The organism is Burkholderia sp. BCC0506, assembly GCF_902833145.1.
In the GTDB taxonomy this organism is placed as follows: Bacteria; Pseudomonadota; Gammaproteobacteria; order Burkholderiales; family Burkholderiaceae; genus Burkholderia.
Genome location: NZ_CADFEN010000009.1, coordinates 18699 through 36198 on the forward strand (window position 1 = coordinate 18699; position 17500 = coordinate 36198).

General features: G+C 66.8%; 14 protein-coding genes. 5 read left to right on the forward strand and 9 right to left on the reverse strand.

Features of this window, described 5'->3' with window-relative positions; genetic code table 11:
* Positions 1 to 78: 78 nt before the first annotated feature.
* Positions 79 to 1470 (forward strand): CoA transferase, encoded by a 1392-nt coding sequence (locus HWX62_RS20950; RefSeq protein WP_175933288.1) that lies wholly within the window; start codon positions 79 to 81, stop codon positions 1468 to 1470.
* A gap of 21 nt (positions 1471 to 1491) precedes the next feature.
* Here the strand turns inward: HWX62_RS20950 and HWX62_RS20955 are convergent, their stop codons facing one another.
* Positions 1492 to 2238: a GntR family transcriptional regulator gene (locus tag HWX62_RS20955; protein ID WP_006489667.1), complete on the reverse strand. Its 747-nt coding sequence runs from the start codon at positions 2236 to 2238 to the stop codon at positions 1492 to 1494.
* 167 nt (positions 2239 to 2405) lie between these two features.
* Between HWX62_RS20955 and HWX62_RS20960 the strand changes: the two genes are divergently transcribed.
* A complete protein-coding gene (locus HWX62_RS20960) occupies positions 2406 to 3251 on the forward strand; it encodes an aldo/keto reductase (protein WP_175985227.1) in 846 nt (281 codons plus the stop codon).
* A 27-nt stretch (positions 3252 to 3278) separates the two neighbouring features.
* Here HWX62_RS20960 and HWX62_RS33125 read toward each other — a convergent pair whose 3' ends face one another.
* From HWX62_RS33125 to HWX62_RS20990, 6 genes are all read right to left on the reverse strand, one after another.
* Positions 3279 to 4724 carry a hypothetical protein gene (locus tag HWX62_RS33125; protein WP_244136076.1) on the reverse strand — a complete coding sequence of 482 codons (1446 nt, stop codon included), beginning with the start codon at positions 4722 to 4724 and terminating at the stop codon, positions 3279 to 3281.
* A gap of 289 nt (positions 4725 to 5013) precedes the next feature.
* Positions 5014 to 6024, reverse strand: a complete 1011-nt coding sequence (locus tag HWX62_RS20970; RefSeq protein ID WP_175930446.1) for a HoxN/HupN/NixA family nickel/cobalt transporter — start codon at positions 6022 to 6024, stop codon at positions 5014 to 5016.
* A gap of 155 nt (positions 6025 to 6179) precedes the next feature.
* On the reverse strand, positions 6180 to 8291 hold the full coding sequence (gene fusA, locus HWX62_RS20975) for an elongation factor G (RefSeq protein WP_175930447.1): 2112 nt from the start codon (positions 8289 to 8291) through the stop codon (positions 6180 to 6182).
* 235 nt (positions 8292 to 8526) lie between these two features.
* Positions 8527 to 9027 (reverse strand): DUF192 domain-containing protein, encoded by a 501-nt coding sequence (locus HWX62_RS20980; RefSeq protein WP_175985231.1) that lies wholly within the window; start codon positions 9025 to 9027, stop codon positions 8527 to 8529.
* Positions 9028 to 9187: 160 nt separating this feature from the next.
* Positions 9188 to 9403 carry a hypothetical protein gene (locus HWX62_RS20985; protein WP_011352970.1) on the reverse strand — a complete coding sequence of 72 codons (216 nt, stop codon included), beginning with the start codon at positions 9401 to 9403 and terminating at the stop codon, positions 9188 to 9190.
* Between the two features lie 282 nt (positions 9404 to 9685).
* Complete coding sequence (locus HWX62_RS20990) at positions 9686 to 10264, reverse strand: pseudouridine synthase (protein ID WP_089446272.1); 579 nt, start codon at positions 10262 to 10264, stop codon at positions 9686 to 9688.
* A gap of 274 nt (positions 10265 to 10538) precedes the next feature.
* On the opposite strand from HWX62_RS20990, the gene icd reads away from it, so the two are divergent.
* Together icd and HWX62_RS21000 are read left to right on the forward strand one after the other, a co-directional pair.
* Positions 10539 to 11795, forward strand: coding sequence for an NADP-dependent isocitrate dehydrogenase (gene icd, locus HWX62_RS20995; protein WP_040141560.1), 1257 nt, complete (start codon positions 10539 to 10541; stop codon positions 11793 to 11795).
* 282 nt (positions 11796 to 12077) lie between these two features.
* Positions 12078 to 14306, forward strand: a complete 2229-nt coding sequence (locus tag HWX62_RS21000; protein WP_175930449.1) for an NADP-dependent isocitrate dehydrogenase — start codon at positions 12078 to 12080, stop codon at positions 14304 to 14306.
* Between the two features lie 126 nt (positions 14307 to 14432).
* Here the strand turns inward: HWX62_RS21000 and HWX62_RS21005 are convergent, their stop codons facing one another.
* The gene (locus HWX62_RS21005) at positions 14433 to 14657 is read right to left on the reverse strand and encodes a hypothetical protein (RefSeq protein WP_175930450.1); all 225 of its coding nucleotides are present in this window, start codon (positions 14655 to 14657) and stop codon (positions 14433 to 14435) included.
* 610 nt (positions 14658 to 15267) lie between these two features.
* Here HWX62_RS21005 and HWX62_RS21010 point away from each other — a divergent pair.
* Positions 15268 to 16875 carry a multicopper oxidase family protein gene (locus HWX62_RS21010; protein WP_175930451.1) on the forward strand — a complete coding sequence of 536 codons (1608 nt, stop codon included), beginning with the start codon at positions 15268 to 15270 and terminating at the stop codon, positions 16873 to 16875.
* A 181-nt stretch (positions 16876 to 17056) separates the two neighbouring features.
* Here the strand turns inward: HWX62_RS21010 and HWX62_RS21015 are convergent, their stop codons facing one another.
* Positions 17057 to 17260 carry a cold-shock protein gene (locus HWX62_RS21015; RefSeq protein ID WP_006488945.1) on the reverse strand — a complete coding sequence of 68 codons (204 nt, stop codon included), beginning with the start codon at positions 17258 to 17260 and terminating at the stop codon, positions 17057 to 17059.
* Positions 17261 to 17500: the final 240 nt, after the last annotated feature.

The window sequence follows — 17500 nt, forward strand, 5'->3', positions numbered from 1 at the left end:
ATTCGCGCAATCAAGATTGATCGCGCCTGTCGCGAATTCTAGACTCGATTCCGTCTCCTCAACGGCATCTCCTTCACCATGACACCCGAATCCGCATTGGCGCATCTTTGGCAACTCGCACGCGGCGAGCGCGACGCGCTGGCCCGCACGACCGTGGCCGGGCACGACCCGGCGCTGCCGTCGACGTTTCATGTCGGCACGCTTGCCGCCGCGACGATCGCCGCCGCCGGGCTCGCGGCCGCCGAATGCCATCGGCTGCGAACGGGCGTCGCGCAATCGGTCGACGTGTCGGTGCGCGACGCGCTTGTGGCGTTTCGCAGCGAACGCTACCTGCGCGTGGACGACGGGCCGCCGCCGGAGCTGCGCCATCCGGTGACCGGTTTCTTCGAGACGGGCGACGGGCGCTGGATTCAGTTGCACGCGAATTTCCCGCATCACCTGCGCGGCATCCTCGATGTGCTCGGCTGCGGTCCGCAGCCCGCCGACGTCGCCGCGGCGATCCGGACGTGGGACGGCGCGGCGCTCGATACCGCGCTGGCCGAGGCCGGCCTGTGCGCGGCATTGATCAGAACCCCTGACGAATGGGCGGCGCACGAGCAGGCGCGCGCGATCGCATCGCTGCCGCTGTTCGAGATCGAGCGCATCGGCGATGCGCCGGCCGAGCCGATCGGCCGCGGCGAGGCCGGCCAGCCGCTGGCCGGCGTGCGCGTGCTCGATCTCACGCGCATCATCGCGGGGCCGGTCGCTGGCCGCACGCTGGCGTCGCATGGCGCGCAGACGTTGCTCGTCAACGGTCCGCACCTGCCGAACATCGCGCCGCTCGTGATCGACAACGGGCGCGGCAAGCGCTCGACGTGGATCGATCTGCGCGATGCGGCAGGCGTCGATACGCTGCACGTACTGGCGCGCGAGGCCGACGTGTTTCTGCAGTCGTACCGGCCCGGCGCGCTCGCGGCGCGCGGCTTCACGCCGCAGGCACTGGCCGAGCGGCGGCCCGGCATCGTCTACGTGTCGGTGTCGGCTTACGGCCACGCGGGCCCGTGGGCGACGCGGCGCGGGTTCGACAGCCTCGTGCAGTCGGCGAGCGGCATCGCGTGGCAGGAGCAGCAGGCCGCGCAGGCGAGCGGGCCGCGCCATCTGCCGTGCCAGGCGCTCGATCATGCAACGGGGTATCTCGCGGCGTTCGGCGCGATGATCGCGCTCGCGCGACGGGCGCGCGAAGGGGGAAGCTGGCACGTGCGGACGTCGCTCGCGCAGACGGGGCGCTGGCTGCAGTCGTTCGGCGCCGTGCCGGACGGGCTGCGGGCGCCCGATCTCGCGCCGGCCGACGTGCGCGACCGGATCGACCGCGTCGCGTCGCCGTTCGGTGTACTCGACACCGTGCGGCCGGCGGAGCGGTTGTCGGCGACGCCGCCGTCGTTCGCGCGGCCGCCCGTGCCGCTCGGCACCGACGACGCGCGCTGGCTGTGACGGCCGGTGGCGCGGCCCGCGCTACTTGCGCAGTTCGACGACGAAATCGTAGTAATCGTTGCGGCAGTAGGTATCGGTCAGCTCGATCGCGCGCTGGTCGGACGTATAGCCGATCCGCGTGATCAGCAGCAGTGCGTCGTGCGGGGCGATGCCCATCTGCTCGGCGATCTCGTCGGTCGCGTTGACCGCGCGGAAATGCTGCAGCGCGCGCACGATCGGCGTGCCGCGCGCTTCGAGATAGCTGTACAGCGAGCCGACGATCGCCTGCGGATCCGGAATCAGCGTGGCGGGGAACGTCGAGTTCTCGACGGCCATCACGATGCCGTCGGCGAGGCGCAGGCGTTTCAGGCGTGTAACCGATGCGGCCGGCGACAGTCCGAGCTGGATCACTTCGTCGCGGTTGGCCGGCTGGATTTCGCGCGCGAGCCACTGCGAGCTCGGCTTGAAGCCGCGGCGCTCGAGCATTTCGCTGAAGCTCGACAGCCGCGACAGCGGATCCTCGTAGCGCGGCTGGATGAAGTTGCCCGCGCCCTGGGTGCGGCGGATCAGGCCTTGCTCGACGAGCAGCGCGATCGCCTTGCGCGCGGTGATGCGCGACACGCCGAGCGCTTCGGACAACACACGCTCGGAAGGCAGCGCTTCGCCGGCCGTCCAGCGGTTGTCGTGGATCGCGTCGCCGAGCTTGCGGGCGAGCTGCAGGTAGAGCGGCGTATCGTTGTCGGGGTCGGGGCGCAGGTCCTGCCAGCGGTCGTCCGTGGGTGCCTTCATACAATGGGTATCGATCAGGTTGCGGCCATTCTAAGTCATCATGCCGCGCCGTTATAGCCGGTTTTTGCCGTGTAACAGGCCGGAGGCGCGCCGATTGACTACACTGATGCGTCGTATCCGATGCTTCGGCCGCGGTGTGCGGCCACGAATCCGCCACGAGGAAACGCATGACAGACACGATCGCCACGGTCGTTTTGCCGGACGGCGAGACGATTCCGAAGCTGGGCCTGGGCACCTGGGAAATGGGCGAGCGCCCGGCGCGGCGTGCGGACGAGATCGCCGCGCTGCGCGAAGGCATCGCGCTCGGCATGACGCTCGTCGATACCGCGGAGATGTACGGCGACGGCGCGACCGAGGAACTGGTCGGCGACGCGCTCGCGGGCTTGCGCGACGACGTGTTCCTCGTCAGCAAGGTCTATCCGCACCATGCGAGCCGGCGCGGCGCCGTCGCCGCGTGCGACGCGAGCCTCAAGCGGCTGCGTACCGATCGCCTCGACCTGTACCTGCTGCACTGGCGCGGTTCGGTGCCGCTCGCGGAAACGGTCGAGGGCTTCGAGGCGTTGCAGCGTGCGGGCAAGATCCGCCACTGGGGCGTGAGCAACTTCGATACGGCCGACATGGCCGAACTCGTCGACGAGGCGGGCGGCGGCGCGTGCGCCACCAACCAGATCCTCTACAACATCGCGCGACGCGGCCCGGAATTCGACCTGCTGCCGTGGCTGGCCGACCACCGGATCCCGGCGATGGCGTACAGCCCGGTCGATCACGGCCGGCTGCCGAAACGCTCGCCGCTCGACGAGATCGCGCGGCTGCGCGGCGTGTCGGTGATGCGCGTCGCACTGGCATGGGTGCTCGCGCAGCCGGGGGTATTCGCGATTCCGAAGGCGTCGCGGATCGAACACGTGCGCGACAACCGCGCCGCGCTCGACGTCGTGTTGAGCGACGACGAGCGCGCGCAGCTTGATGCGTATTTCCGTCCGCCGCGCAGCAAGCGCGCGCTCGAGATGCTCTGACCGGGTGCGGCCGGGCAACGCGCCGGGTCAGTGGTTGCCGCCGGCCGATCCGCCGTTGCCGTGACCGCCGCCATTGCCGTTGCCGGTGCCATGGCCGTTGCCGACTCCGTTGGCTCCGCCGTTGCCGGCGCCGCCACTGCCATTGCCGTTACCGTTGCCGCCGCCATTGCCGTGGCCACCGGTGCCGTTGGCGCCGCCGCCGTTCCCGCCGCCGTTACCCGCGCCGCCGGCGCCGTTGCCGTTGCCGTGGCCTCCGCCGGTACCGCCACTATTGCCACCATTGCCACGGCCGTTGCCGACGCCGTTGGCGCCGCCATTACCGGCGCCGCCACTGCCATTGCCGTTACCGTTGCCGCCGCCATTACCGTGACCGCCACCGCCGTTACCATGGCCGCCGCCGCCGCCGCCGCCGCCGCCGCCGCCGCCGCCGCCGCCGCCGCCGCCGCCGCCACCGCCACCGCCACCGCCACCGCCGCCGCCGCCACCGCCGCCACCGCCATGGCCGCCACCGTTGCCGTTGCCGTGACCGCCACCACCGTTGCCATGACCGCCGCCGTCGCCGTGACCACCGCCGTCGCCGTGACCGCCACCACCGTCGCCATGACCGCCACCGTCACCGTGGCCGCCACCATGACCGTGACCGCCGCCGTCACCATCGCCACCACCGTGGCCGCCGCCACCCGAAGTACCGCCACCCGAAGTACCGCCACCCGAAGTACCGCCACCCGAAGTACCGCCACCCGAAGTACCGCCACCCGAACTACCGCCACCCGAAGTACCGCCACCCGAAGTACCGCCACCCGAAGTACCGCCACCCGAAGTACCGCCACCCGAAGTACCGCCACCCGAAGTACCGCCACCCGAAGTGCCGCCACCCGAAGTGCCGCCACCCGAAGTGCCGCCACCCGAAGTACCGCCACCCGAAGTACCACCACCCGAAGTACCGCCACCCGAAGTACCGCCACCCGAAGTGCCGCCACCCGAAGTACCACCACCCGAGGTACCACCACCCGAAGTACCGCCACCTGAACCACCGCTGCCCGACGCATTGCCTCCGCGGCCCGTGCCGCTCGTACTGCCTGAGGTTCCGCCTGTCGTTCCACCGACACCGGCAGGTCCGACGGTACCGTTCCCGCTATTCCCGCCGCTACCGTTCCCGTTCCCGTTGCCGCCGCCACTACCGGTGCCGCCGCCGTTCCCGCTGCCACTGCCGCTCGCGCCCGCACCGCTGTTCCCGACGCCCCGGCCCGCATAAACGTGCACCGCGCACGCAGCCGGATTGGCGGCGCACGGCGATGCGTTCTCGACCAGCGTCATGATGGTGTCCGCGCTGGCGTTCGCGTCGCGCGCGGCGTCAGGCGTGGTGTTCTGTGCGACGGCATACGAGCAGCAGCACGCAAGCGCGGCCGCGGCCAGCAGGGTTGCACGAGGGCGCCGTCCCGCCGCGCGGAACGGTTGTTTCGTCTTATGCATCATGGCCTCCCCATGCGCGCGATGCCTCGTTGCCGCGCGACGATCTACGTGTGATGCAGGGGGCCTTGGAAGATTCGTTGTCCTATCGTCAGCCGATGACGTTCGGGCCGACGCTTGACGCCAGCCGCGAACGCGGATCGGCACGCGGGCCCGCCGTGCGAATCACACTCTGCGAGATTCGTGCCATCGGCCGCTCGCGCCCGTGGCGCAAGGCGCGCGCAGTCGCGCGATCACGCATGCAACGTCGTGGGGGAGCGTTTTGTTTCCGGAATGAAACGTGGGGTGTCGTTCAGCGCGCCGGCGCGTCGGCCGCGCGTTGCCAGCGGTGGAACAGGATCGACGCGATCCAGCAGACGAGGAACAGCGCGACGATGCCGTAGCCGATCGAGCCGAAGCGTTCGCCGAGCGCATCGAGCGTGTCGCGCACGGGGCCCGTCAGCGACAGCTTGTCGGCCAGCAGGCCGGCCGCCTCGATTCCGCCGATTGCCAGCGCGACGGCCGCCGACACGAACGTGATGCTCGCGTTGTAGAGCAGCTTGCGCTGGGGATCGTCCATCGCCCAACCGTATGCCTGGATCATCAGCACGTTGTCGGTCGAATCGATCAGCGTCATGCCGGCGGTGAAAAGCGCGGGAAACAGCATGACCGTATAGACCGGCAGCCCCTGGCTCGCCTGCGCGGCGGCGATCGCGAGCAGGCCGATTTCGGTTGCAGTATCGAAACCGAGCCCGAACAGCACGCCGACCGGATACATGTGCCAGCTCTTCGACACGAACCGGAACAGCGGGCGCAGCAACCGCGATACGAGTCCGGCGGGACGATGGTCGTGCGCGCCGTCGTGCGTGTGCCCCGACGCGCCGCGATAGCGTCGCCACACGTCGCGCAGGATCATCAGGTTCACGCACGCGAGCACCAGCAGGAAGGTGGCCGATACCGCCGTGCCGATCGTGCCGCCGATCTCGCGGAACGCGTCGAACCGGTCGCGCAGCGCGAACGCGGTCAGCGCGATGCCGAGCGTCGCGGCGATCACGATCGTCGAATGGCCGAGCGAGAAGAACAGGCCGACGCTCACCGGACGTTGCCCGTCCTGCATCAGCTTGCGCGTCGCGACGTCGATCGCGGCGATGTGGTCCGCGTCCACCGCATGACGCAGCCCGAGCCCGTATGCGATCGCCGCGGTGCCGAGCAGCAGCGGATGATCGCGCAGCACCGCGAGCGCCCACAGCCAGACGGCGACGTTCGCGGCGATCAGGCCGGCGTAGAGGGTCAGCAGGCGGCGCAGGGCGGGGGTGGGCGGCATCGGGCGGGTTCCATCTGATGAATCGCCATCCATTGTGGCACGCGAAAAAAATGCCCGGCGCGCCGATCAAAAACCGCGAACGCGATGCGCGCCGGACGAAAAAAAGCCCGTCCGACACCGGACGGGCTTGGCGTGCATGCGCCAGCGCGCGGCGCTTACTTCACTTTCGCGTTGATCACGGCCTCCGACACGTTCGCCGGCGTTTCCGCGTAGTGCTTGAACTCCATCGTGTACGTCGCGCGGCCCTGCGTGGCCGAGCGCAGCGACGTCGAATAGCCGAACATTTCCGCGAGCGGCACTTCGGCGCGCACGAGCTTGCCGCCACCGCCCGCGATGTCCTCCATCCCCTGCACGATGCCGCGACGGCTCGACAGGTCGCCCATCACGTTGCCCATGAAGTCCTCGGGCGTCTCGACCTCGACGGCCATCATCGGCTCGAGCAGCACGGGCTTCGCCTTGCGCATCGCTTCCTTGAACGCCATCGAGCCGGCCATCCGGAATGCGTTTTCGTTCGAGTCGACGTCGTGATACGAGCCGAACGTCAGGTGCACCTTCACGTCGACGACCGGGTAGCCCGCGAGCACGCCCGACTTCAGCGTGTCCTGGATACCCTTGTCGACCGCCGGGATGTATTCGCGCGGGATCACGCCGCCCTTGATCTCGTCGAGGAACTCGTAGCCCTTGCCCGGGTTCGGCTCGAGCGTGATCACCGCATGGCCGTACTGGCCGCGGCCGCCCGACTGCTTGACGAACTTGCCTTCGACGTCGGCCGCCGTCGTGCGCACCGTTTCGCGATACGCGACCTGCGGCTTGCCGACCGTCGCCTCGACGCCGAACTCGCGCTTCATCCGGTCGACCAGGATTTCGAGGTGGAGCTCGCCCATCCCCGAAATGATCGTCTGGCCGGACTCTTCGTCGGTCTGCACGCGGAACGACGGATCTTCCTGCGCGAGGCGGTTCAGCGCGAGGCCCATCTTTTCCTGGTCGGCCTTCGTCTTCGGCTCGACCGCCTGCGAGATCACCGGCTCCGGGAATTCCATCTTCTCGAGGATGATCGGCTTGGCCGGATCGCACAGCGTGTCGCCGGTGGTCGCTTCCTTCAGGCCGACGGCCGCCGCGATGTCGCCCGCGCGCACTTCCTTGATTTCCTTGCGCTCGTTCGCGTGCATCTGCAGGATCCGGCCGAGCCGTTCCTTCTTGTCCTTCGTCGCGTTGAGCACCGTGTCGCCCGACTCGACGACGCCCGAGTACACGCGGAAGAAGATCAACTGGCCGACGAACGGGTCGGTCATGATCTTGAACGCGAGCGACGAGAACGGCTCGTCGTCGCTCGGATGACGTTCCGCCGGCTTTTCCGGATCGGCGAAGTCGTGGCCGAGGATCGCGGGAACGTCGACCGGCGACGGCAGATAGTCGATCACCGCGTCGAGCATCGCCTGCACGCCCTTGTTCTTGAACGCGCTGCCGCACAGCATCGGCACGATCTCGTTGGCGATCGTGCGCTTGCGCAGCGCGGTCTTGATCTCGTCCTCGGTCAGCGATTCATGGTCGTGCAGGTACTTCTCGAGCAGTTCCTCGCTCGCTTCGGCCGCGGCCTCGACCATCTTTTCGCGCCATTCGTGCGCGAGCTCGACGAGGTTCGCGGGGATGTCCTCGTACGTGAACTTCACGCCCTGGCTTTCGTCGTCCCACACGATCGCCTTCATCTTCACGAGATCGACGACGCCCTGGAAATGGTCTTCCGCGCCGATCGGAATCTGGATCGGCACGGCGACGCCCTTCAGGCGCTCGCCGATCTGCTTCTGCACGCGGAAGAAGTCGGCGCCGATCCGGTCCATCTTGTTGACGAACGCGATGCGCGGCACCTTGTACTTGTTCGCCTGGCGCCACACGGTTTCCGATTGCGGCTGCACGCCGCCGACCGAGTCGTAGACCATGCACGCGCCGTCGAGCACGCGCATCGAGCGCTCGACCTCGATCGTGAAGTCGACGTGCCCGGGCGTATCGATGATGTTGATCCGGTGTTCCGGATAATTGCCGGCCATGCCTTTCCAGAAGGCCGTGGTCGCCGCCGACGTGATCGTGATGCCGCGTTCCTGCTCCTGCTCCATCCAGTCCATCGTGGCCGCGCCGTCGTGCACTTCACCGATCTTGTGGCTCACGCCGGTGTAAAACAGGATGCGCTCGGTCGTCGTGGTCTTGCCGGCATCGATGTGAGCACTGATCCCGATGTTGCGATAGCGCTCGATGGGGGTTTTGCGGGGCACGTGAACCTCCTGGTGGTTCGGATCGTAAGCGGGCCGGCTGGGGCCGGCCCGGACTGGAACTAGCGAGATTTAAAGGATAGCGCTTGTCCGTGGCTTTTGCAGATGCGGGCAGCGTCTGCCGAATCAAGGCGGCTGCCGCGGGCGGGCGAAAAAAAACCGGCGCCCGACAGGAAATGACGGGCGGCCGGTTTTCCGGTCGGTGCGCGGCGCGATGCCGCCGCGCGGGCCGTGGCTGTTACTGGGCCCGCGGCAGGCCGTCGAGCTTCACGCCGGGCTTGATACCCTTCGCGGCGAACCAGCCCTTGCTCATTTCGAGCGCATAGACGCCGTTGTTGCGCGGGCAGTGGTTGTCGGTCGTCTCGGCCTTCATCTCGTCGATGTCGGTGATCGTGCCGTCCGCGCGGATGAACGCGATCGACAGCGGAATCAGCGTGTTCTTCATCCAGAAGCAGTGCACCGCGTTCTCGTTGAAGACGAACAGCATGCCCTCGTTCGGCGCGAGCTGCGAACGGTACATCAGCCCCTGTTCGCGGTCGGCGTCGTTCGCGGCGACGGCCGCGTCGATCACGTACATGCCGGCGCGCAGCTTCACGCGCGGGAACTCGCTCGGCTGCTTGGCGCCGGGCGGCACTTGCGCGCTGGCGGCCTGCATGCCGAACCCGAGGACGGCGAGCGCGGCGGGAAACACGGCGGCGCGCGCAAGGCGGCCGAGCGACGGGCGCAGGGAGAATGGCACAGCATGGCTCCTGTCTGGAAAACGAGACCCGCATGGTACGCGATGCGCGGCGGCGGGCACAAAAAAGAAAAAGGCAGATCGCCTTGCGGTGATCTGCCTTTCAACGCCGTAAGAACGGCAAGACTGCGTGTTCTTGACTGCGTTATTACAGCTTGCTTACTTAGTTCGAAGCAGCTGCCGGTGCTGCTGCGTCGCTTGCTGCAGCCTTCTTCGATGCCTTGTGGTGCTTCTTGGCAGCGTGGTGCTTCTTGGCAGCGTGCTTAGCCGGTGCCGAAGCAGCTTCTGCTGCTGCCGGAGCAGCTTCCGGAGCCGAAGCTTGTGCGAATGCAGCCGTTGCGAAGAGACCAGCGACCAGAGCGGCGATCAGTTTGTTCATGTTGTGTTCCTCAGCTTTAGTTAATTAACCAAATGACCCGGCAATAGGAGTCATGTCGTCTAACGGTGCCATCCACCTTTCGGTTGACAGACGCTTCGAGAAATTTCTCTTTGCGCTGCGGGCGCCGAATCGTATTCGAATAAAACGTCGCTTTCGTGACGCAAACACGGGTTCGGCTGCCAATGCCGGATAGCTAAGGTTGGCATCTGCGTCGTTTAACGCACGGTCCGCGCAGGCGGTTGACGAAAAAGGCGACGAAAAATTCGCGCGTCCCCGGCTTCGTCATCCGGCGGGCGCAAAACCATCCCACGGCGCGCGCGGCGGCAGGGCGATCGTTTCGCCCGGTGCAATGCCGAGCGCAAATATATCGAGCGCGCCGATGCCGACGCGTACCAGGCGCAACGTCGGGAAACCGACGGCCGCCGTCATCCGGCGCACCTGCCGGTTCTTGCCCTCGGTGATCGCCAGCTCGATCCACGTGGTCGGGATCGCGGCGCGGTAGCGGATCGGCGGATTGCGCGGCCACAGCGTGTCGGGCGGCTCGATGAACTCGGCGCGGCACGGGCGCGTCACGTAGTCGCCGAGGTCGACACCGCGCGCGAGCGCCTTCAGGTCGGCCGGCCCCGGCGCGCCCTCGACCTGCGCCCAGTAGCGCTTCACCAGCTTGTGCCGCGGCTCCGCGATGCGCGCCTGCAGCGCGCCGTCGTCGGTGAGCAGCAGCAGCCCCTCGCTGTCCGCGTCCAGCCGGCCGGCCGCATATACGCCGGGCGTTTTTACCCAATCGCCGAGCGACGGCCGCGTCTCGTGCGCGGAAAACTGGCAAATCGTGCCGAACGGCTTGTTGAGGGCGATCAGGTTCATGGCAGGGCGCCCGCCCGGTGCCGCGGGAGGCGGGGCGGGCGGTCTATGGCAAATGGCGGAATCTTAATGCATAATACGGAACGGCAAGTCCTCTGTCTTATATAAGACATAAGTGAGGTCTTGATGCGCAGTGCCGCGGTTCGCGCCGAAGTGCCCGGTTGGGGCGCTAGAATAGCGGCTCGCTGTTGCCGTCACGGGGTGGCCATGCCGCGCCCCCGCCGCGCGCGCAGTTTCGACCAGCATCACCTGCTCAGCCACGTCACTGGAGTCGATCATGCCGTATCAGCACATCAAGGTTCCGGAGGGCGGTGACAAGATCACCGTCAACAAGGACTTCTCGCTCAACGTTTCCGATCAGCCGATCATTCCCTATATCGAAGGCGACGGTACGGGCTTCGATATCACGCCGGTCATGATCAAGGTCGTCGACGCGGCGGTCGCGCATGCGTACAAGGGCAAGCGCAAGATCCACTGGATGGAGATCTTCGCGGGCGAGAAGGCGACCAAGGTGTACGGCCCGGACGTGTGGCTGCCGGACGAAACGCTGCAGGTGCTGAAGGAATACGTGGTGTCGATCAAGGGGCCGCTCACGACCCCGGTCGGCGGCGGCATCCGTTCGCTGAACGTCGCGCTGCGCCAGGAGCTCGATCTCTACGTGTGCCTGCGCCCGGTCCAGTACTTCAAGGGCGTGCCGTCGCCGGTGCGCGAGCCGCAGAAGATCGACATGGTGATCTTCCGCGAGAACTCGGAAGACATCTACGCGGGCATCGAATGGGCCGCGGGCTCCGAGCAGGCGAAGAAGGTGATCAAGTTCCTGCAGGACGAGATGGGCGTGAAGAAGATCCGCTTCCCGGAAACCTCCGGGATCGGCGTGAAGCCCGTGTCGACCGAAGGCACCGAGCGTCTCGTGCGCAAGGCGATCCAGTACGCGATCGACAACGACCGCAAGTCGGTCACGCTGGTGCACAAGGGCAACATCATGAAGTTCACGGAAGGCCTGTTCCGTGATGCCGGCTATGCGCTCGCGCAGAAGGAATTCGGCGGCGAGCTGATCGACGGCGGCCCGTGGATGCGCGTGAAGAACCCGAAGACGGGCAGCGAAATCGTGATCAAGGATTCGATCGCCGACGCGTTCCTGCAGCAGATCCTGCTGCGCCCGGCGGAATACGACGTGATCGCGACGCTGAACCTGAACGGCGACTACATCTCCGACGCGCTGGCCGCGCAGGTCGGCGGCATCGGGATCGCGCCGGGCGCGAACCTGTCGGATTCGGTCGCGATGTTCGAGGCGACGCACGGCACGGCGCCGAAGTACGCGGGCAAGGATTACGTGAACCCGGGTTCCGAGATCCTGTCGGCGGAAATGATGCTGCGCCACCTCGGCTGGACGGAAGCAGCCGACACGATCATCGCCGCGATGGAGAAGTCGATCCTGCAGAAGCGCGTCACGTACGACTTCGCGCGCCTGATGGAAGGCGCGACGCAGGTGTCGTGCTCCGGCTTCGGCGAAGTGCTGATCGAGAACATGTAAGACCCCTTCCGGGGAGGGCCGGCACGGTGCCGGCCGCCCCGGCGCTGACTGCCGGCGCCGGAGCGTTTCGTGGATGGCAGGTTTGTTGGCAGGGCGGCCCGGCATGCGGGCCGCGGCGCCGCGATGCGGCCCGCAAGCCCTGCAAGGTAGAACATGACGGCCCTCGCAACACCACCGCCCGGCTGAGCCGGCGCGCCCCTTTCGCGATCGACCCGGTCGCTCCCCGCCGGTTACCGCCGGCGCTCCTCAGTCCCACACTCACGTAGCAATGCTTTGACCACCATGTCCACTTCGCCCAAGATCATCTACACCCTCACCGACGAAGCGCCGGCGCTCGCGACCTACTCGCTGCTGCCGATCGTCAAGGCCTTCACGCGTTCGTCCGGCGTCGCCGTCGAGACGCGCGACATCTCGCTCGCCGGCCGCATCATCGCGGCATTCGCAGACGTCCTGCCGTCGGAGCAGAAGGGTTCCGACGATCTGGCCGAGCTGGGCCAGCTCACGCTGAAGCCGGAAGCGAACATCATCAAGCTGCCGAACATCAGCGCATCGGTGCCGCAACTGAAGGCCGCGATCGCGGAACTGCAGGCGCAGGGCTACGCGCTGCCGGCCTATCCGGAAGATCCGTCGACGGACGAAGAGAAGGCCGTCAAGGCGCGTTACGACAAGATCAAGGGCAGCGCGGTCAACCCGGTGCTGCGCGAAGGCAACTCCGACCGCCGCGCGCCGCTGTCGGTCAAGAACTACGCACGCAAGCATCCGCACAAGATGGGCGCGTGGAAGCCCACGTCGAAGGCCCACGTCGCGCACATGACCGAAGGCGACTTCTACGGCAGCGAGAAGTCGGCGCTGATCGCCGAGGCCGGCAACGTGAAGATCGAACTCACGACGACCGACGGCGCGAAGAAGGTGCTGAAGGAAAAGACGGCCGTGAAGGCCGGTGAAATCATCGACGCATCGGTGATGAGCCGCAAGGCGCTGCGCAGCTTCATCGAAGCGCAGATCGCCGATGCGAAGGCGCAGGACGTGCTGTTCTCGGTGCACCTGAAGGCGACCATGATGAAGGTCTCGGACCCGATCCTGTTCGGTCACTTCGTGTCGGTGTTCTACCGCGACGCGCTCACGAAGCACGCGGACGTGCTGGCGAAGGCCGGCTTCAACCCGAACAACGGGATCGGCGATCTGTACGCGCGCCTGAAGGACCTGCCGGCCGACACGCGCGAGGCGATCGAAGCCGACGTCAAGGCCGAGTACGCGGTGCGCCCGCGCCTCGCGATGGTCAACTCGGACAAGGGCATCACGAACCTGCACGTGCCGAGCGACGTGATCGTCGACGCATCGATGCCGGCGATGATTCGCGACTCGGGCGGCATGTGGGGCCCGGACGGTCAACTGTACGACGCGAAGGCCGTGATTCCGGATCGCTGCTACGCAGGCGTGTACCAGGCCGTGATCGAGGACTGCAAGCAGCACGGCGCGTTCGATCCGGTCACGATGGGCAGCGTGCCGAACGTCGGCCTGATGGCGCAGGCGGCCGAAGAATACGGTTCGCACGACAAGACGTTCCAGATCCCGGCGGACGGCGTCGTGCGCGTCACCGACGAAGCCGGCAACGTGCTGCTCGAGCACGCGGTCGAGTCGGGCGACATCTGGCGCATGTGCCAGACGAAGGACGCACCGGTGCAGGACTGGGTCAAGCTCGCGGTGAACCGCGCTCGCGCGACCGGCGCGCCGGCCGTGTTCTGGCTCGATCCGGCGCGCGCGCACGACGCGCAGATCATCGCGAAGGTCGAACGCTACCTGAAGGATCACGACACGAATGGCCTCGACATTCGCATCATGACGCCGGTCGAAGCCACGCGCTTCTCGCTCGAGCGCATCCGCGCGGGCAAGGACACGATCTCGGTCACCGGCAACGTGCTGCGCGACTACCTGACCGACCTGTTCCCGATCATGGAACTCGGCACCAGCGCGAAGATGCTGTCGATCGTGCCGCTGATGGCCGGCGGCGGGATGTTCGAAACGGGTGCGGGCGGCTCCGCGCCGAAGCACGTGCAGCAGTTCGTCGAGGAAGGCTTCCTGCGCTGGGATTCGCTCGGCGAATTCCTCGCGCTGGCCGCGTCGCTCGAACACCTCGGCAATGCATACCGGAACCCGAAGGCACTCGTGCTCGCGAAGACGCTCGACCAGGCGACCGGCAAGTTCCTGGACGAGAACAAGTCGCCGGCGCGCAAGGTCGGCGGCCTCGACAACCGCGGCAGCCACTTCTACCTGTGCCTGTACTGGGCGCAGGCGCTGGCCGAGCAGACCGAGGACGCCGCGCTGAAGGCGCAGTTCGAAGGCGTGGCGAAGGCGCTGTCCGACAACGAGGCGCGCATCCTGGAGGAGCTGGCTGCTGCGCAAGGCAAGCCGCAGGCGATCGGCGGCTACTATCGTCCGAACGTCGACCTGACGAGCCAGGCGATGCGCCCGAGCGCGACGCTGAACGGCATCGTCGACGCGCTCGCCTGACACCGGCCGCGCCATCGCGCGAGCCGATGCACGTGCCGGTGCGGCGGGGCGGATCGTCCGCCGCCCGGCACTCAAGAAAAACGCCCCGGTTGCCCCGGGGCGTTTGTCGTTGCAGGCTTGCCATAGTCAGACGTGAACGACTTCCCATTCCGCGATTTCGTGCGGCACTTCGAGCGTCGCGGTGTCGAGTTCGGACAGTTGTTCGCAGTCGCCGCGAGAGATGTGGTCGGCGGCCACTTCGGGGCACGAGAATGCGCCGAGCAGGGCGTTGCCGAACGTCGCTTCCCAGCCGCCGTTACCCGGCAGGATGTAGAACGACCCGAGCGCTGAACCAAAGCGAAATCCCTTCATTTCCGTTCTCCCTTTCTGATCACGAGCGATGCTGTTGTGCCGTCTGCCGGCTCGGCCGGCTGCGGCCCGACTGACTGTCTGCGCCGGATTCCGTGTCGAACCTCGTGGCGAAGCGTCAGTGCATGGAACAAAGTCTACGTCCGAGCCTCGATCGGATGGTGCACATAGAGCGGCTTCTCGAAACAAAAATTCTCTTTCAAAAACAGTGGTTTATTTTCATTGTTTTGTATTGCGGAACGTATTTCGGCATCGCGAAACGGGGAATTTGTGCCCTGCACCACGAATTTTTATAACGCAGTGACTTGTTCCGCATCGTGAAAAATTGACGGGTTCGAGCATCCGGATGCAGCGGCCGGGCGCGCGAGGGCCGGGCAGAAGGCGCCAAGCGCATGTGCCGGGGCGCGCAAAGGGACGGGAGGTGACTCGCCGTGGTTGCCGAAGCATTGTCCGGCGATGCCGATCGCGAAGCCGTGCCTGGCGCGGTAACGATGTGTGCTGCGGCGTATCGCCGCCCGTCCGGCCGCGGCGTTTTTCGATCGGGCCCTGCGGTTATGATGACGCGACCGTCGCGGCTGTCGCGCGGCGCAGCATGAACAACGAGGATCGATTGATGAGACGCAGAACCTTCCTGTCGCGCACCATCGGCGTCGCGGCCGCTTCACTGTTCGCGCGCACCGCGTGGGCGCAGCACGCCGGTCACGCGGGCATGGCCGGCATGGATTCGATGGACGACATGCCGGGCATGTCGGATATGTCAGGAATGTCGGCGCACGCGCCGCACGGCAAGCCCGCACCGGCCGCGCTCGCGGCCGCCGATGCGCTGCCGGCCGGCGCGCCGCTCGCGACGTTGCGCACGCTGGCCAACGAAAGCCGCGAGCCCGGCACGTTCCGGGCCACGCTGGTCGCTCAACCGGTCGCGCGGCCGCTGCTGCGCGGCGCGCGGCCGACCACGTTCTGGCAATTCGGCGCGGGCACGCAAGGCCCCGTCGTCGGGCCGCTGATCGACGTGCGCGAGGGCGATACGGTCGAGATCCGGTTCGTGAACAAGCTGCCGCAACCGTCGACGATCCACTGGCACGGCCTGCCCGTGCCACCCGATCAGGACGGCAACCCGTCCGATCCCGTCGCGCCCGGCGCGACGCGCGTGTATCGCTTCACGCTGCCGAAGGGCAGCGCCGGCACCTACTGGTACCACCCGCATCCGCACATGATGACGGCCGAACAGGTGTTCCGCGGGCTGGCGGGCCCGTTCGTCGTTCGCGCCGCGGACGATCCGCTTGCCGGTTGGCCCGAGCGCCACCTGTTCGTGTCGGACCTGAAGCTTGCACGCGACGGCACGATTGCGCCGAACGACATGATGGACTGGATGAACGGCCGTGAAGGCCAGTTCGTGCTCGTCAACGGCGCGCGCCGGCCGCGCATCGACGTCGCGGGCGACGAACGCTGGCGTGTCTGGAACGCGTGCAGCGCGCGCTACCTGCGCATCGCATTCGACGACGGCCGCGTGTTCGAGCACGCCGGCACCGACGGCGGGTTGTTCGACGCGCCGCGGCGCGCGACGTCGCTGCTGATCGCGCCGGGCGAGCGCGCGGAGCTGCTGGTGCGCGCGGGCGATCGTGCGTCGCGCGCGGTGCTACAGGCGGCCGAGTACGACCGCCGCAAGATGGCGATGTCGCACGACGACGGCCACGGCAGCCTGCCGCCGGATCCGGCGCTGGCGCTGGCCGATGTCGCGTTCGCGCCCGCCGAGGCCCGCGCGCTGCCTGCGACGCTACGCGCGGTGCCGCCGCTGGGCGAACCGGTGGCGCACAAGACGGTCGCGTTCGGCGAGGAAATGGACATGGACGCGATGATGAAGGGCGCGGCGCATGGCCGCCCGGCAGGCATGCGCTTCACGATCAACGGCGACACCTATGCGCCGCACCGCGCGACGCTGACGAGCCGCCGCGGCGACGTGGAGCGCTGGGACATCCGCAATACGACGGACATGGACCACCCGTTCCATCTGCACGGCACGCAGTTCCAGGTGATCGAGCGGGCGGCGGCCGGTTCACGCACGAGCGAACCGTTCCGCGCGTGGCGCGATACCGTAAACGTGCGCAGCGGCGAAACCGTGTCGATTCTCGTCACGCAAGACATGCCCGGCGAGCGCATGTTTCATTGCCACATTCTCGAGCACGAGGATCTCGGCATGATGGGTACGCTGAAGGTCGTGTAACGAAGCCGTAGATATGTTTCACGCGCGGATTCGATGCCCGATCTGCGTGCGTGACAAGACAATGCGTGTTCAATTATCGGGATTGAACGAAAAGGCCGGCCAATCGATTATCGATCGGCCGGCCATAAAAAAAGAAACCCGGCGCAAATGCGCCGGGTTTCTTCGTCTGATATCCGATGCCTTATACGGCCTGGATGTTCGACGCTTGCTTGCCCTTCGGCCCTTGGACGACGTCAAAGCTCACCTTCTGGCCTTCCTTCAGCGTCTTGAAGCCATTCATGGTGATAGCCGAGAAGTGCGCAAACAGATCCTCACCGCCCTCGTCGGGAGTGATGAAACCGAAGCCCTTCGCGTCGTTGAACCACTTAACGATACCAGTTGCCATTTCCTACTTCCCCTGTCACACAGTCGCTGCTACTTACCACGAGCACGCTCGAAAAGCTAAACGACCGGAAAACGCAGCCGTTCCCCCCTCACAAGCTCACCTCGGCCTCTTTCGTTTCGCCAACCGGCGAATTGAAAAAAGTGCCAGCTTGATTGTTGGCGCTCTTTATTGGAGTGTCAAGTGGAATTTTTAGACGTTTAGAGGGTCGTTGTAAAGAACCCATTTTCAGGGTTTTTCCGG

Coding starts and splice junctions, on each gene's coding strand:
- HWX62_RS20950 (WP_175933288.1), top strand. CDS start 79: ATGACACCCGAATCCGCATTGGCGCATCTTTGGCAACTCGCACGCGGC.
- HWX62_RS20955 (WP_006489667.1), bottom strand. CDS start 2,238: ATGAAGGCACCCACGGACGACCGCTGGCAGGACCTGCGCCCCGACCCC.
- HWX62_RS20960 (WP_175985227.1), top strand. CDS start 2,406: ATGACAGACACGATCGCCACGGTCGTTTTGCCGGACGGCGAGACGATT.
- HWX62_RS33125 (WP_244136076.1), bottom strand. CDS start 4,724: ATGCATAAGACGAAACAACCGTTCCGCGCGGCGGGACGGCGCCCTCGT.
- HWX62_RS20970 (WP_175930446.1), bottom strand. CDS start 6,024: ATGCCGCCCACCCCCGCCCTGCGCCGCCTGCTGACCCTCTACGCCGGC.
- HWX62_RS20985 (WP_011352970.1), bottom strand. CDS start 9,403: ATGAACAAACTGATCGCCGCTCTGGTCGCTGGTCTCTTCGCAACGGCT.
- HWX62_RS20990 (WP_089446272.1), bottom strand. CDS start 10,264: ATGAACCTGATCGCCCTCAACAAGCCGTTCGGCACGATTTGCCAGTTT.
- icd (WP_040141560.1), top strand. CDS start 10,539: ATGCCGTATCAGCACATCAAGGTTCCGGAGGGCGGTGACAAGATCACC.
- HWX62_RS21000 (WP_175930449.1), top strand. CDS start 12,078: ATGTCCACTTCGCCCAAGATCATCTACACCCTCACCGACGAAGCGCCG.
- HWX62_RS21005 (WP_175930450.1), bottom strand. CDS start 14,657: ATGAAGGGATTTCGCTTTGGTTCAGCGCTCGGGTCGTTCTACATCCTG.
- HWX62_RS21010 (WP_175930451.1), top strand. CDS start 15,268: ATGAGACGCAGAACCTTCCTGTCGCGCACCATCGGCGTCGCGGCCGCT.
- HWX62_RS21015 (WP_006488945.1), bottom strand. CDS start 17,260: ATGGCAACTGGTATCGTTAAGTGGTTCAACGACGCGAAGGGCTTCGGT.